Source organism: Streptomyces flavotricini, from assembly GCF_020639365.1.
In the GTDB taxonomy this organism is placed as follows: Bacteria; Actinomycetota; Actinomycetes; order Streptomycetales; family Streptomycetaceae; genus Streptomyces; species Streptomyces flavotricini.
Window position 1 is genome coordinate 2,779,800 of sequence record NZ_JAINUL010000001.1, and the last position, 15,171, is coordinate 2,794,970.

General features: G+C 72.9%; 9 protein-coding genes. 1 reads left to right on the forward strand and 8 read right to left on the reverse strand.

Features of this window, described 5'->3' with window-relative positions:
* Window positions 1–128: 128 nt before the first annotated feature.
* From K7B10_RS12300 to K7B10_RS12320, 5 genes are all read right to left on the reverse strand, one after another.
* Window positions 129–2,099, reverse strand: coding sequence for an ATP-dependent DNA helicase (locus K7B10_RS12300; RefSeq protein ID WP_229336138.1), 1,971 nt, complete (start codon window positions 2,097–2,099; stop codon window positions 129–131).
* Window positions 2,100–2,151: 52 nt separating this feature from the next.
* Window positions 2,152–4,032, reverse strand: coding sequence for an IucA/IucC family protein (locus K7B10_RS12305; RefSeq protein WP_229336139.1), 1,881 nt, complete (start codon window positions 4,030–4,032; stop codon window positions 2,152–2,154).
* A gap of 83 nt (window positions 4,033–4,115) precedes the next feature.
* Complete coding sequence (locus tag K7B10_RS12310; RefSeq protein WP_229336140.1) at window positions 4,116–4,865, reverse strand: GNAT family N-acetyltransferase; 750 nt, start codon at window positions 4,863–4,865, stop codon at window positions 4,116–4,118.
* A 6-nt stretch (window positions 4,866–4,871) separates the two neighbouring features.
* Entirely contained in the window at window positions 4,872–6,764 is a 1,893-nt protein-coding gene (locus K7B10_RS12315) for an IucA/IucC family protein (protein WP_229336141.1), read from the reverse strand.
* Window positions 6,765–6,780: 16 nt separating this feature from the next.
* A complete protein-coding gene (locus K7B10_RS12320) occupies window positions 6,781–8,145 on the reverse strand; it encodes a diaminobutyrate--2-oxoglutarate transaminase family protein (protein WP_229336142.1) in 1,365 nt (454 codons plus the stop codon).
* Between the two features lie 320 nt (window positions 8,146–8,465).
* On the opposite strand from K7B10_RS12320, the gene K7B10_RS12325 reads away from it, so the two are divergent.
* On the forward strand, window positions 8,466–9,644 hold the full coding sequence (locus K7B10_RS12325) for a hypothetical protein (protein ID WP_229336143.1): 1,179 nt from the start codon (window positions 8,466–8,468) through the stop codon (window positions 9,642–9,644).
* Between the two features lie 121 nt (window positions 9,645–9,765).
* Here the strand turns inward: K7B10_RS12325 and hflX are convergent, their stop codons facing one another.
* From hflX to K7B10_RS12340, 3 genes are all read right to left on the reverse strand, one after another.
* On the reverse strand, window positions 9,766–11,271 hold the full coding sequence (hflX, locus tag K7B10_RS12330) for a GTPase HflX (protein ID WP_229336144.1): 1,506 nt from the start codon (window positions 11,269–11,271) through the stop codon (window positions 9,766–9,768).
* 166 nt (window positions 11,272–11,437) lie between these two features.
* Window positions 11,438–12,883, reverse strand: a complete 1,446-nt coding sequence (locus K7B10_RS12335) for a M1 family metallopeptidase (RefSeq protein WP_229336145.1) — start codon at window positions 12,881–12,883, stop codon at window positions 11,438–11,440.
* A 126-nt stretch (window positions 12,884–13,009) separates the two neighbouring features.
* Window positions 13,010–15,103, reverse strand: a complete 2,094-nt coding sequence (locus tag K7B10_RS12340; protein WP_229336146.1) for a RelA/SpoT family protein — start codon at window positions 15,101–15,103, stop codon at window positions 13,010–13,012.
* Between the last annotated feature and the right edge of the window lie 68 nt (window positions 15,104–15,171).

Here is a 15,171-nt window from a genome sequence, read left to right on the forward strand (position 1 = left end):
CGCCGCTTCCTAGCCAGCCCCCGGGATCCACTGCGCCGGTCCCGGGGGTTGTTTTGTGCCCCGGACCGGCGGCGGAACCGCTCGGACTACTGTCGACCAACCCTGCCGACGGGCTACTCGCCGACGGGCTACTTCCCGTCGGCCGTGGCCTTCGCGTCGATCGCGGCCAGGGAGCGGCGGGCCTGGTTGCGGTCCGTGGTGTACCAGAAGTCCGGCAGCGTGGCCCGCAGGAAGCTCCCGTACCGGGCCGTGGCCAGCCGGGGGTCCAGGACCGCGACGACACCCCGGTCGCCGGAGGCCCGTACGAGCCGGCCCGCGCCCTGGGCCATCAGCAGCGCGGCATGCGTGGCCGCCACGGCCATGAAGCCGTTGCCCCCGTGCTCCTCGACCGACTTCTGCCGGGCGCTCATCAGCGGATCGTCCGGGCGGGGGAACGGGATGCGGTCCATCACCACGAGCTGGCAGCTGGGACCGGGCACGTCCACGCCCTGCCAGAGTGACAGCGTCCCGAACAGGCAGGTCTTCGGGTCTGCCGCGAACGCCTTGATCAGCTCGCCCAGCGTCTCCTCACCCTGGAGCAGGATCGGGTTGTCGAGCCGGCCCCGCAGCTCCTCGGCGGCGGCCTTGGCCCCCCGCATCGAGGAGAACAGACCGAGCGTGCGGCCGCCCGCGGCCTCGATCAGCTCGGCGAGCTCGTCCATCATGTCGCCCCGGGTGCCCTCCCGGCCGGGCGTGGCCAGGTGCTTCGCGACGTAGAGGATGCCCTGCTTGGGGTAGTCGAACGGCGAGCCCACGTCCAGGCCCTTCCAGACCGGGGCGTCCTCCGCCTCGACCCCTTCGGGAGACAGGCCCAGCGAGGCCGCGACCCCGTTGAAGTCGCCACCCAGTTTGAGGGTCGCCGAGGTCAGGACCACCGAGCGGTCCTCGAACAGCTTCTCGCGCAGCAGCCCGGACACCGACAGCGGGGCGACCCGCAGGGTGGCCCCGAAGCGGTCGTGCCGCTCGTACCAGACGACGTCGTACTCGGAACCGAGCAGGATCCGCTCGGCCACCCCGTGGACGCTCTCCACCGCGGCCAGGGCCTGCTTGCGGACGGCGTCCTCGTCGTGGACGGACTTGTCGCGGGTCGCGCCCATCGCGGAGATGACATTGCGCGCGGCGTCCCGCAAGGCCGCCAGCGCGTAACCGAGATCCTCGGGGACCTCCTCCAGCCGGCCCGGAAGGGCCAGCTCCATGACCCGCTCGAACGATTCGGAGGCGGTCTGGAGCGAGTCCGCCGTCTTCTCGTCGACCAGCTTGGCCGCGCGCTTCACGGCGCGGTTGACCTGGCCGGGGGTGAGCTCACCGGTGGCCACCCCGGTCACCCGGGAGACCAGCTCGTGCGCCTCGTCCACGATCAGCACCTCGTGCTGCGGCAGTACCGGGGCGCCCTCGATGGCGTCGATGGCGAGCAGCGCGTGGTTGGTGACGACCACGTCGGCGAGCTTGGCCCGCTCGCGGGCGGCCTCGGCGAAGCACTCGGCGCCGTACGCGCACTTCGTCGCACCCAGGCACTCCCGGGAGGAGACGGAGATCTGCGACCAGGCCTTGTCGGAGACGCCGGGCGTCAGGTCGTCCCGGTCGCCGGTCTCCGTCTCGTCGGCCCAGTCACGCAGGCGCAGCAGGTCCTGGCCCAGCTTGCTGGTGGGGGCCGCGGCCTCGAACTGGTCGAAGAGGCCCTCCTCCTCGTCCTGCGGCGCGCCTTCGTGCAGCCGGTGCAGGCACAGGTAGTTGGACCGGCCCTTGAGCATGGCGAACTGCGGGCGGCGGCGCAGCTGCGGATGCAGTGCGTCCACCGTCCGGGGCAGGTCGCGCTCGACGAGCTGCCGCTGGAGGGCGAGGGTGGCGGTGGCCACGACCACGCGCTCGCCGTGCGCGAGGGCCGGCACCAGGTAGCCGAGGGACTTGCCGGTGCCGGTGCCGGCCTGGATGAGCCGGTGCGTGTTGTCGTCGATCGCTTCGGCGACCGCTTCGGCCATGGCCACCTGGCCGGGCCGCTCCGAGCCGCCGACGGCGGATACGGCGGCGTGCAGGAGGTCGGGGAGGGAGGGCTTCGTCATAGCAATGACAACCCTACGGGGCGCCACCGACAGTGACCGCCACGACGGTGATTCATGGCCGGTACAAGGGGTTGGGCACGCTGCCGTACTCCACCGCGTGCGGGCGGTCGGGGCGGTCGCGGTAACCGTCCTCGTACAGCCGGTTCCGGTTCAGGCAGAGCCGTCCGATCCGCTCGCCGAGCAGGTCGAAGAGCTCGTGGCGCTCCTTGAGCTCGGGGAAGCGGGCCTGATGGCGCAGGATCTCCGCCCGTACGAGCGACCAGAACTCCGACTCCGGGACACCGAGGCGGTCCTCGCACAGGGCGGAGAGGTAGCGGAAGACCCCGACGAAGAGACCGGAGTGGATGTACTGGGGCAGGAAGTCCGCGGGCTTGTCGCCCAGCGCGGTGCGCACCTCGGCGGGAACGCCGGCGAGCTCGGGCAGCGGCTCGCGGCAGATGTTGACCTCGCCGACGAAGTCCTTGAGGGCGAGCCGGACCGGCACCTCGCGCTCGTCGAAGATCACGGTGGTGTTCTCGCCGTGCGGGGAGAAGACGGTGCCGTAGCGGTAGAGGAAGTGGAGCAGCGGGGGCAGCAGGGCGGAGAAGAGCCGCTCGAGCCAGACGGCCGGCGCGAGTCCGGACCGGGCGACGAGCTCGGCGGTGAAGGACCGGCCGCGCGGGTCGACGTGGAGGAGGGAGGCGAGCGTACGGGCCCGCTCACCGGGGGCGAGCCGGCCGGTCAGCGGCTCGCGCCAGATCGCCCCGAGGAGCTCCTTGTACTGGTAGGGGGCCTCGGGGAGCTCGTCGTAGACGGGGTGGCGCACGGTGACCGAGGCGACCTCACCGAGGAGGACCACGCGGCATTCCTCGTGGAGGAAGGGGTCGGCGTCGTGGAGCGAGCGGATCCAGGCGGTGACGGCGGGGGCGGCGGCGGACTGGTCGGAGGGCAGGCCGCGCCAGACGAGGGTGTTGAAGACGGAGAGCGGCAGTTTGACGCTGTACCGGTCGGGGCGGGTGAGGTTGAGGAAGGTGCGGATCGACTGCTGCGGGACGCGTATGTCGGGGTCGGCCGGGAGCGGGACCAGGGCGCCCGAGGCCAGGGCCGGGGCGAAGAGGGGCAGCACGATCTCGTCCCACTGCCAGGGGTGGACCGGGAGGTAGAGGTAGCCGAGCGGGTCGAGGCCGCGGGCCCGCAGGGTCCGGTCGAAGGCCGCGCGGGTGACGGGGTCGAGCTCCTGGGCGTAGAGGCGCGCCGGGTCCTCCAGGCCGGCCGTGCCGCGGTAGACCGCGAGGGAGATGTGGACGGCGAGCCAGGGCAGCCGCTGGCGGGTGCGGGCCTCGGGGGCCCAGGAGGCGGTGTCGGCGGCGGACAGTCCTATGCGGCCCTTGTTGAGGACGAGCCAGGGGTGGCCGGTCTGGTGGCCTTCGAGCTCGGCGTGGTCGAGATCGGCGAGTACGTCGGCGGTGAGCGCGGTGTGGTCGATGCGGGCGTCGGCGGCGAGGGTGGCGCTGAGCTCGCGGACGAGGTGGCCGAGGGTGGAGCCGTCGAGCCCGAGGAGGGTCCGGGTGCGCAGGAGGAAGGCGTACGGGTCGCCGAAGGCGGTCGGGGGCTCCGTGGACGGGCGCGGCGGCGTGAGCGTGATGGTGTCGGGGGCGACGTGCCAGCTGCCGTACGCGCGGCGGCGGGCCCGGAAGCCGAGGCTGCTGCCGTCGTCGAGGGTCAGCTGCCAGGCGTCGCCGGCGGCGGTGGCCGGTACGGGGGCCTGGAGGGGGCCGATGATCTCCTCGTACGCGAACTCGGCCAGCATCTTGGCGAGCAGTCGGCGGGCGGCGGACTCCCAGGTCGCGGTGGTGAGTTCGGGCGGCGTGCAGGGGTGTTGGGGGGATGACGGAACGAATGCTTCCGTGAACGCGGGGCCGGCGGAGTCGGGGGTGGCGGGGAAATGCGGCACGGCACTCCTCGGGGTTCGGGAACTTTGCTGCGCGACGCAGAGTTTTCGAAGGGTGAGGCGTGGTCGGGGGAGGCTCGGATGGATCAGATGAGATTGCGCAGGGCCCGCTCGCGGATCATCAGCGCGGCCCGCTTCCCGGGGAGGTCGATCTCCGCGGAGCAGCGGAATCCGGAGTTGAGGAAGGCTGATACGGAGGGGGTGTTGCGGATGTCCGGTTCGGCGATGACACGGGTGCAGCGGGGGCGGTTGTCGAGCACCAGGTCGGCGACGGCGCGCAGCAGGGCCGTGCCCAGACCACGGCCGCGGTTCGCGCCGTCCCCGATGAGCAGGTGGATACCCGTGTCGTGGGGGCGCGCCGGGTAGTGCCGGGAGAGCGGGTCGAGATCGGCCCGGTAGATCTCCCAGTAACTCATGGGCGTGCCGTCGAGGAGGCCCAGGCAGGGGATGCTGTGGCCGTTCCCGTCGAGCTGGGAGCGTACGTGGGCCGCGGTGACGGCGGCGGGACCGGCGAGCTCCCAGTACGTGGCCACCTCGGGGTCGTTCATCCAGCCGGCCAGCAGCTCCAGGTCGCGGCCGAGCCGTACGGGTTCGAGGCGGAAGGACCCTGCCGGCGTGGCGGCGGCGCCCCAGCCGGCCGGGGAGTCGAGCAGTTCGGCCTCGGCGAGCAGCGGCAGCACCCGGGCGGTGAGCCGTCGGCCGGGGATGCGGGCGCCGGTGGGGGCGGAGTCGACGGTGGCGGTGGCGGTCGACGCGTAGGCGGAGGTGGCCGCGTAGGCGGAGGTGGCCGCGTAGGCAGAGGTGGCCGCGTAGGTGGGTGTGTCGGTGGAGGGCATCGGCACTCAATCGTGAAGGGGGTTGGCGATGGTGACGTAGACGGACTGGGAGTCCACGGGGCCGACGAGCTCGTCGAGGCCGCCCAGGCGGGTGAGCAGGTTCGCCTTGCACCGCAGGGTGGGTGAGTCGAGCAGCCGTGCCGGGAGCGGTCCGAGTCCGGAGGCCTTGCCGAGGAACCGGCGGAAGGCGGCGAGCAGGACCCGCTCGTCGGCGAGTTGCTGGGATCCGAAGGCGCCGATGAGGCCGAGCACGTTGTTGATGCCGAGGTAGTAGGCGAAGCGTTCGTCGGTGACGGCGTCGGAGACGAAGGTGTCGCTGGCGCTGCCGATACCGGGGAGCCGGCGCTCCAGTTCCGCGCGGCGGGAGGCGCGGAAGTAGTAGCCCTGGTTGTCGCGGTAGCGGCCGCCGACCGGCCAGCCGGCCGGGTCGAGGAGGACCAGCGTGTTCTGCTGGTGCGCTTCGAGGGCGATGCCGGCGAGCGCGTCGAAGGCGAGGACCGGCAGGACGACGTGGTCGAGGTAGCGCAGGAACCACTCGGCGGCGACGGCGGCGGTCGGGCGCCCGGTGGCGGCGGCGAGCCGGGAGACGGTCTCGGCGAGCCGGGAACGCATGGTGGTCCGGCCCGGCCACGGGCGGGGCGAGGTGAGTGCGGCGATGCAGACGGCGTCGTCGTGGGAGCGGAAGGGGTTGTGCCGGAGCACGGCGTCGAGTCCGGGGACGGGGGTGCCGTCCGGGGCGTCGACGGCGATCCAGGCGGGGTCGCGCACGATGTCGAAGCCGGGGTGGGCCGCCTGCCACTGTTCCGCGAGGCCGGTGCGGAGCAGTCGGTGCACCTCGACGCCGCGGTGGAGTTCCTTGCGGAGGTTCTCGCGGCGGGAGTTGGTGATGCGCAGGCCCAGGGAGAGCTTGAGCATCGCGGGGGCGCCGGGGCGGTGGACGGTGCGGACGGAGGAGGTGGGGTGCCAGGGCTCGCCGAAGGGGCCCAGGTCGTGCAGGAGTCCCGCGTCGCGGAGGGTGGCGACGGCGGGCCGCTGGAGCAGGTCGCGCGCCTGCCAGGGGTGCAGGGGAAGGGGGGTCGTGCCCTCGGGCAGCGGGAGTCCGGGGGTGAGCCGGCCGAGGAGCCGTGCGGCGGAGACGGGGCGGCCGCGTTCGGTCCAGGCGGAGTCGGTGGCGAGGGCGGGAGGGGCGACGGCGAGCCAGTGCAGGGGGAAGGAGCCGTGGAGTTCGGGTGAGTAGTGGCGGATCTCGGCTTCGGAGAGTCCTTCGCGGCTCTTCGGGTCCGGCTGAAGGGGGTGGCCGAGGAGGAGGGACTGTTCGGCGGTGAGGAAGAGGTCACCGCCGACGGGTGCGGGCGGGGTGGGCCGTTCGCGCCGGTCGGCGATGAACTCGGCGGTGCGGCGCACGGAGTCGGCGACCCGGCCGACGAGGTCGGCGCCCGCTCGGCCGTGGGCGTCGCCCTCGCGGGCGAGGAGCGAGGCGAGGGTGACGGCGTCCAGGGCGGGGGCGTAGGCGGGCGCGCCTTCGAGCCGGGCGGGGCCGAAGCGGTGCCAGCCGGTGGCGGACCAGTACCGGACGACGACGAGCAGGGCGGTCCCGGATGCGGGGAGGGGGATGCGCAGCTTGCTCGCGACGGCCGTGCCCGGGTGCCCGGTTCCGCTCTCCCGGACCCAGCACCTCAACAGGTTCTCCACGGCGGCGCCTTCGGCGGCGACGCCCGGATCCGGGTGGTCCAGTACCTCGGCCGTCGCCCCGGCCCCTCCGCCGATCCGGGCTCGCGGCACGCCGTCCAGCTGCCGCAGCACGCCGCCGGCTCTGCTCGGAGCGCTGGAACCGGGTGCGGGCCGGTGGGCGGCTGCGGAGTTCAGCGTCGTCGTGGCGGGGTGATGGGCTTCGGCCATGGCGGGGTCCTTGGGGTCAGTGGGGGTGGCGGGAGGCGGCCGCCGGGATGGCATCCGACAGGCGGTCCAGGACCGCCGCGGCCTGGTCGTCGGTCAGGGTCAGCGGGGGCAGCAGGCGCACGACGCTGGAGTTGCGGCCGCCGAGTTCGACGATCAGACCGCGGTTCAGGCACTCTTCGCGGACCGCCGCGGCGAGGGCCTGCGCCGTGGCCCCGGTGTCCGGGTCGACGAGTTCGATGCCGATCATCAGGCCGCGGCCGCGGACGTCCCCGACGCAGGGGTGCGCGGAAGCCAGGCCGCGCAGCGCGGTCAGCATCCGCTCGCCCAGGGCCGCGGCGCGCTCGGCGAGACGGTTCTTCCGTACGTACGCCAAGGTGGCCGTCCCGGCCGCCATCGCCAGCTGGTTGCCGCGGAAGGTGCCCGCATGGGCTCCCGGGGCCCAGACGTCCAGACCCGACCGGTAGACGATCACCGCCAGCGGGAGGCTCCCGCCGATCGCCTTGGACAGGACCATCACGTCCGGCACCACCCCGGCATGGTCGACGCCCCAGAAGGCCCCGGTGCGGCCCACGCCCGTCTGCACCTCGTCCGCGATCAGCGGGATGCCCCGGTCCTGCGTGATCTCGCGCATCCGGCGCAGCCACGCGTCGGGGGCCGGGAAGACCCCGCCCTCCCCCTGCACCGGCTCGACGATCATCGCCGCGGGTGCCGGCACCCCGCCCTTGGGGTCGTCCAGCAAGCTCTCCGTCCAACGGGCGCCGAGCCGCGCGCCCTCGGGACCGCCGACCCCGAACGGGCAGCGGAAGTCCTGGGGGAAGGGAAGCCGGGTCACCCGTACGTCCGGCGCTCCCCCCGAGGCGCCCAGGGCCCCCGCGGTCATCCCGTGGTAGGCGCCCGTGAAGGCCAGCAGCCCAGATCGCCCGGTGGCGGTCCGGACCAGTTTGAGCGCGGCCTCCACCGCGTCCGTGCCGGCGGGCCCGCAGAACTGGATCCGGGCGTCGGCGGCCAGTTCCGGCGGGAGGCAGGCGAACAGCTCGGTGGTGAAGGCGTCCTTGACCGGGGTCGCGAGGTCCAGGACGTGCAGCGGGGCCCCTGAGTCCAGGACGCCCCGTACGGCTTCGAGCACCACGGGGTGGTTGTGCCCCAGGGCGAGGGTGCCGGCTCCGGAGAGGCAGTCCAGGTAGCGCCGCCCGTCCGCGCCCTCGATGGTCAGCCCCCGTGCGCGCACCGGGACGATGGGCAGCGAGCGCGCGTACGTCCGGGCCGCGGACTCCCGCATCGCCTGCCGCCGCAGGATGCCCTCCACCGCGCCGGGCCCCAGAGTTCGGCTCCCCTGCGGCGGCACCTGCGCGGCAGCCGCGTCCTGCTCCGTCAAAGCCACGACTCTCGGACCTCCCGCACGGAGTGCGCCATCGGATTGCGCCTCGAACATGAACGCCGCCCCCCATCCCCCGTACGTACCAACGACGGTGGCGGCGGCGGATCACGGGTGGCGGCAAGATCCTTGTCCCGCCCGAACTTCGTCCCGAATTCGCGCGGACGTCGCCGCGTCCCCCGGTTCCGGAACCGCGGCCCCGGGCTGTGCCGTCCCCAACGGCAGCGGCATAGTGGGGTGCTGAACTCGGGACACGCACCCCGCGTGTACCGAGTACCTCAACTGCACCGCGTCTGACATCCGGAATCACCAGGGGGATTCACGACATGCGCCCGAACCGACCGGTCACCGCGATCCTGTGCGCGGCGGCACTCACCATGACCGCCGCGGCCTGCGGACCCGGCGACGGGGAGGCCGGCGGCGACGCCAAGCCGACCGTGGCGGCGAGCCTCCCGACCGAGGCCGACGGGACGATCAAGATCCCGGACCAGCTCAAGGAGCGGCTCAAGCAGCACGGCTTCGACCTGGACAAGTGGAAGGGGGGTGCGTGGAAGAACTGGAAGCAGGAGGACTGGCTCCGCGAGGCGGGTGACTACGTCAACCCGATCATCGAGGACCTGTGGAACCCGGACCGGATGCGTGAGGCGGACAAGACCCCGCAGCCCCCGGCCGTCGACCAGGACGCGGGCAAGGACCAGGGCGTCACGGACCCGACCCCGGCTCCGGTGCAGGCCAAGGCCGCCAACGCGCCGTACCACGCCAGCGTTCCCGTGTCCGGCAAGGTCTTCTTCGACGGCCCCGAGGGCTCCATGGTCTGCTCGGCGACCGTGGTGAAGGACCCGGCCCACCCGGGCAAGTCCAACATGGTCTGGACGGCCGGCCACTGCGTGCACGCGGGCAAGTCGGGCGGCTGGTACCGCAACATCGCATTCGTCCCCTCGTACAACAACGCGGGCAAGCCGGCCGCCCAGCTCAAGGGCGCCCCGCGCGAGCAGGTGGCCCCGTACGGCGTGTGGTGGAGCGACTGGGCGCAGACCTCGGACCAGTGGATCGCGAACGGCGGTCCGACCGGTGGCGCGGGCGCCCCGTACGACTTCGCGGTGCTGCACGTGACCCCGGAGAAGAGCACCGGGAAGTCCCTGGAGGAGACCGTCGGCGCGGCGCTCCCGGTGGAGTTCAACGCCCCGGCGGTGCCGAAGGTCGCGGGCATCACGGCGACCGGCTACCCGGCGGCGGCTCCGTTCGACGGCCAGAAGGCCTTCCAGTGCACCGACAGGCCGGGCCGGCTGACGCTGGCCGCGAACGCCCCGGTGATGTACCGGATCGGCTGCACGATGACCGGCGGCTCTTCCGGGGGCGGCTGGGTGGCCGCGGGCAGTGACGGCAAGCCGGCGCTGGTGTCGAACACCTCGATCGGCCCCGCCAAGGCGGGCTGGCTGGCCGGACCCCGGCTCGGCCCGGAGGCCAAGGGGATCTTCGACGCGGTGAGCGCCAAGTTCAAGTAGTCCCGCCCGGAAGTCCCGCCCGGGTACGCGCAGAAACGGAGGGCCCCCTGCACCGCAGGGGGCCCTCCGTTTCTTCCGGCTGCCGTTGGCCGGTCACCGCTCGCCGGCTACGGCTTGCCGCTCACTGCTTCGCCGGCACGTACGGCGCGAGGTCCGCCGCCAGTTCCTGGTGGACGCGCGCCTTCAGCAGGGTGCCCTCCGGGGTGTGCTCCTCGGAGATCACCTCGCCCTCGGCGTGCGCCCGGGCGACCAGCGAGCCACGCGTGTACGGCACCAGCGCCTCCACCTCGACCTCGGGCCGCGGCAGCTCGGAGTCGATGAGCGCGAGGAGCTCCGCGATGCCCTGCCCCGTGCGCGCCGAGACGGCGATGGAGTGCCGCTCGATGCGCAGCAGGCGCTGCAGTACGAGCGGGTCCGCGGCGTCGGCCTTGTTGATCACCACGATCTCGGGCACGTTGACCGCGCCCACCTCGCGGATGACCTCGCGTACGGCCGCCAGCTGCTCCTCCGGGGCCGGGTGCGAGCCGTCCACGATGTGCAGGATGAGGTCGGAGTCGCCGACCTCCTCCATCGTGGAGCGGAACGCCTCGACCAGGTGGTGGGGCAGGTGCCGGACGAAGCCGACCGTGTCGGCCAGGGTGTAGATCCGGCCGGAGGGGGTCTCGGCCCGGCGCACGGTCGGGTCCAGGGTGGCGAACAGTGCGTTCTCCACCAGCACGCCCGCGCCCGTGAGGCGGTTGAGCAGCGAGGACTTGCCCGCGTTGGTGTAGCCGGCGATGGCGACCGAGGGCACCTTGTTGCGGCGCCGTTCCTGCCGCTTGATGTCGCGGCCGGTCTTCATGTCCGCGATCTCCCGGCGCATCTTCGCCATCTTCTCGCGGATCCGGCGCCGGTCGGTCTCGATCTTGGTCTCACCGGGGCCACGGGTGGCCATGCCGCCACCGCCGCCGCCACCCATCTGCCGGGACAGCGAGGCACCCCAGCCGCGCAGTCGCGGCAGCATGTACTGCATCTGCGCGAGGGCGACCTGCGCCTTGCCCTCTCGGGACTTGGCGTGCTGGGCGAAGATGTCGAGGATCAGGGCGGTCCGGTCGACCACCTTGACCTTGACGACGTCTTCGAGGGCGATGAGCTGGCCGGGGCTGAGCTCGCCGTCGCAGACGACGGTGTCGGCTCCGCTCTCCAGCACGATGTCGCGCAGTTCGCGGGCCTTGCCCGAGCCGATGAAGGTGGCCGGGTCCGGCTTGTCACGGCGCTGGATCACACCGTCGAGCACGAGGGCGCCCGCCGTCTCGGCGAGGGCGGCGAGCTCCGCGAGGGAGTTCTCGGCGTCCTGCACCGTTCCGGAGGTCCACACGCCCACCAGCACCACGCGCTCCAGGCGCAGCTGCCGGTACTCGACCTCGGTGACGTCTTCGAGCTCGGTGGAGAGGCCGGCGACGCGGCGCAGTGCCGCGCGCTCGGAGCGCTCGAACTGCTCGCCGTCCCGGTCTCCGTCGACCTCGTGGCTCCAGGCGACGTCCTCTTCCATCAGGGCGTCGGCCCGAAGGCTCTCGGTGTAGCTCTGCGAGTCCGGCACGTCCCGTGCGTCCCGCGCGTCCTGGGAAGGGGAAGAGGAGGAGGTCATTGGATCCTTACGTCGATGTCGAATGCGGCCGTGTCACGCACGGCCGTGGCCGGGCGGGAGAGAGCTGAGTCTGTCATGTCCAACGTGTCACATCGCCGGGAGATTCCCCCGGCGTGCGGCTCCGTCGGCCGGCCCTGTCGATGGTGACATGCCCGTTCCCCGGGGGTCACACGCTTTTCGGCCCGCCCCACTCCGGGTGCCCGGGCATCGCCGGGGTCGTCTTCCCGTACAGCCACGGCTTCAGGAAGGCCGTGAGGTCCCGTCCGGCCACCTCCGAGGCCAGGCGTACGAAGTCCTCCGTGCCGGCGGTCGCGTCCTTGTTCTCCGCCACCCAGCGCCGCTCGACCCGGTCGAAGGCCTTCTCCCCGATCTCCTGCCGCAGCGCGTACAGGATCAGCGCGGCCCCGTCGTAGACCGCCGGCCGGAACAGCCCGACCTTCTCGCCCGCGGCCGGGGGCTTCGGCGCGGCCGGGGGTCCGCCCGCCGCCCGCCACTGGTCGGAGCGCTGGTACGCCTCGCGCATGCGCCGCTCCATGGAGTACTTGCCGAGGCCGTCCGCGTACAGGGCCTCGTACCAGGTGGCGTGTCCCTCGTTGAGCCACAGGTCGGACCAGGTCCGCGGGGTGACGCTGTCACCGAACCACTGGTGGGCGAGCTCGTGGACCATCACGGCCTCGACGTACCACGCGGGGTAGCCCGTCCCCGAGAACAGGCCGTTCTCGAAGAGCGAGAGCGTCTGCGTCTCCAGCTCGAACCCGGTCTTCGCCTTGGCGATCAGCACCCCGTAGTTCTCGAAGGGGTAGCTGCCGACGCGCTGCTCCATCCACTGCACGTGCCCGGCGGTCTTCTGCAGCCAGGGCTCCAGCCTCTTGCGGTCCGCGGCCGGGACCACGCTGCGCAGCGGCAGCCCGTGCGGCCCGGTGGCCGCCACCACGGCCGAGTCGCCGATGGAGACCTGCGCGAGCTCGGTGGCCATGGGGTGCAGGGTCCGGTACGTCCAGGTGGTCGCGCCCGCGGCCCGGGGGGCCGGGAGGGCGCCCGCCACCCCGTTGGCGACGGCGGTCAGGCCGGCCGGGGCGGTGATCCGGAAGGTGAAGTACGCCTTGTCCGCGGGGTGGTCGTTGCAGGGGAAGACCCGGTGGGCGGCGTCGGCCTGGTTGGCCATGGCCAGGCCGTCCTCGGTGGGCAGCCAGCCTCCGTCGGCGATGCCCCGCGGATCACTGGTGTGGCGGATCTCGATGTGGAGCGGCACGTTCGCCGCGACCGGGCGCGCCGGCGTGAGCACGAGGTCCTCGCCGGCGCTCTCGAAGTGCGCCGGCTCGCCGTTGACCCGGGCGGACGCCACCGTGCCGTGGCTGAAGTCGAGGTTGATCCGCTCCAGCGCCTCCAGCGCGCGGGCGTCGATGACGGTGATCGCGTCGAGCGGGCTCTTGTTGTCCTTGTACGTGAAGGACAGGTCGTACGAGAGGACGTCGTACCCGGGGTTCCCGAGCTCCGGGAACAGCGTGTCGCCGATGCCCAGCGGCTTCGGCGGGGGCAGCACGGCGGCGACGAGGGTGAGGGAGGCCGCGGCCAGCAGGGCGGCGCGCAGGCGCGGGGAGGAGAGCTGCATCCCCCACCGCTTACCAGCGCCCGCCGCGCGGCCGGGCACGACGCGCGACGGGTCCACCCGAACGGGACCTTCCGTCGTAGTCCCGGCCCGGTCCCGGGCCCCGCGCGGCCGGACGGCGGGCTCGGCCTACGCCCGGCGCACGTCGTAGACCCCCGGTACGTCCCGCATCGCCCGCATCAGGGCCGGCAGCCCGGTCGCGTCGGGCAGTTGCAGGGTGTACGTGTGCCGGACCCGCTGTTCGACGGGCGGTTCCACGGTCGCGGAGACCACCTCGACCCCCTCGCGGGCGATGGCCTCGGTCAGGTCGGCCAGGAGGTGCGGGCGGCCGAACGATTCGGCGAGCAGCGTGACCCGGCAGTCCGCCGTGGCCCGCCAGTGGACGGCGACGGAGGTCCGCCCCAGCGCGCGCATCTGGGCCACCGCGGCGCAGTGGATGCGGTGGACGGTGACGGCCCCGCCCCGTACGACGAACCCGGCCACGGCGTCCGGCGGCACGGGCGTGCAGCAGCCGGCCAGCCGGACGGTGGCGTCCGGCAGATCGGCGACGGCATTGCCGCCGCCGCCCCTGGCGCCGACCACGGACAGCGGTGCCCGGGCGGGCGTGGCGGCGGGCTTCGCGACGTCGGGGTGCGCCTGGAGCCAGCTGCCGATGGCGATCCGGGCGGCCGGGGTCCTGGCGTGCTCCAGCCAGTCGGCGCCGGGCCCGGAGGAGGCGTCCTGCGCGAGCAGCAGCTGGACGGTGTCCCCGTCGGAGAGCCGGGAGGCCAGGGAGGTGAGGCGCCCGTTGACACGGGCGCCGATACAGCCGTGGGCCGCCTCGCCGTACTGCGCGTAGGCGGCGTCGATACAGCTGGCGCCGGCGGGCAGACTCAGCGTGCCGGAGGACCTGCCGTCCTCGTGGAATACCGTGATCTCCCGGTCCTGTGCCAGCTCGGCGCGCAGCACGCTCCAGAAGGTGTCGGGGTCGGGCGCGGACTGCTGCCAGTCGAGGAGCCGCGAGAGCCAGCCGGGCCGGGTCGGGTCGACCCGCTCCTCGTCGCAGTCCGGGGCGGGCTCGGCGGCCGGGGCGGTGGCGTAGGGATTGCCGAGGGCGATCACGCCGGCCTCGGCGACCCGGTGCATCTGGCGGGTGCGGACGATGACTTCGGCCACGTACCCCTCGGGCGTGGCGACGGCGGTGTGCAGCGACTGGTAGAGGTTGAACTTGGGGGCGGCGATGAAGTCCTTGAACTCCGAGACGACCGGGGTGAAGCAGGTGTGCAGCTCGCCCAGCACGGCATAGCAGTCGGCGTTCTCCCCGACGAGGACGAGGATGCGGCCGAAGTCGGAGCCGCGCAGCTCGCCGCGGCCCCGGGCGATCCGGTGGACGGAGACGAAGTGCCGGGGGCGTACGACCACCTCGGCGGCGATGCCGGCCTCGCGGAGCACGACGCGTACGGACTCGGCGATGGCGGGGAGCGGGTCGCGTTCGCCGGCGTGGGCCGCGATGAGTGCGCGGGTGTGCTCGTACTCCTCGGGGTGCAGGATCGCGAAGACGAGGTCTTCCAGCTCGGTCTTGAGGGCCTGTACGCCGAGCCGTTCGGCGAGCGGGATGAGGACGTCGCGGGTGACCTTGGCGATGCGCGCCTGTTTCTCGGGGCGCATCACGCCGAGGGTGCGCATGTTGTGCAGCCGGTCGGCGAGTTTGATGGACATGACGCGGACGTCGTTGCCGGTGGCGACGAGCATCTTGCGGAAGGTCTCGGGCTCGGCGGCGGCGCCGTAGTCGATCTTCTCTACCTTGGTGACTCCGTCGACGATGAAACAGACTTCGTCGCCGAATTCCGCGCGGACCTGATCGAGGGTCACCTCGGTGTCCTCGACCGTGTCGTGGAGCAGAGAGGCCGTCAAGGTCGTTGTCTCGGCGCCGAGTTCGGCGAGGATCAGGGTGACGGCGAGCGGGTGTGTGATGTACGGCTCACCGCTTTTGCGCATCTGGCCGCGGTGCGAGGACTCCGCGAGCACGTACGCGCGGCGCAGGAGGGACAGGTCCGCGTCCGGGTGGTGGGCGCGGTGCGCCTCGGCCACGTGGCCGATGGCGTCGGGGAGCCGGTCTCGGGATGTGGGTCCGAGAAGGGCAGCGCGCCCGAGTCGTCGCAGGTCAAGGCGGGTTCGGCCCCGTCTGCTGAGTTCGGGGCGCGCTTCGGGACGTGCTTCGGGGTTCGTGGCCTCTGCACTCATGGGCACCTCCGGCGGCTTCGACCGGCGGTGGCGGGCATGGGGTGAGCCCTCAGGGCCGGTGCCTGATG

Bases quoted from the DNA above. Each gene is read 5' to 3' on its own strand.
- K7B10_RS12315 (WP_229336141.1), bottom strand. From the start codon at position 6,764: ATGGCCGAAGCCCATCACCCCGCCACGACGACGCTGAACTCCGCAGCC.
- K7B10_RS12310 (WP_229336140.1), bottom strand. From the start codon at position 4,865: ATGCCCTCCACCGACACACCCACCTACGCGGCCACCTCTGCCTACGCG.
- hflX (WP_229336144.1), bottom strand. From the start codon at position 11,271: ATGACCTCCTCCTCTTCCCCTTCCCAGGACGCGCGGGACGCACGGGAC.
- K7B10_RS12335 (WP_229336145.1), bottom strand. From the start codon at position 12,883: ATGCAGCTCTCCTCCCCGCGCCTGCGCGCCGCCCTGCTGGCCGCGGCC.
- K7B10_RS12340 (WP_229336146.1), bottom strand. From the start codon at position 15,103: ATGAGTGCAGAGGCCACGAACCCCGAAGCACGTCCCGAAGCGCGCCCC.
- K7B10_RS12325 (WP_229336143.1), top strand. From the start codon at position 8,466: ATGCGCCCGAACCGACCGGTCACCGCGATCCTGTGCGCGGCGGCACTC.
- K7B10_RS12300 (WP_229336138.1), bottom strand. From the start codon at position 2,099: ATGACGAAGCCCTCCCTCCCCGACCTCCTGCACGCCGCCGTATCCGCC.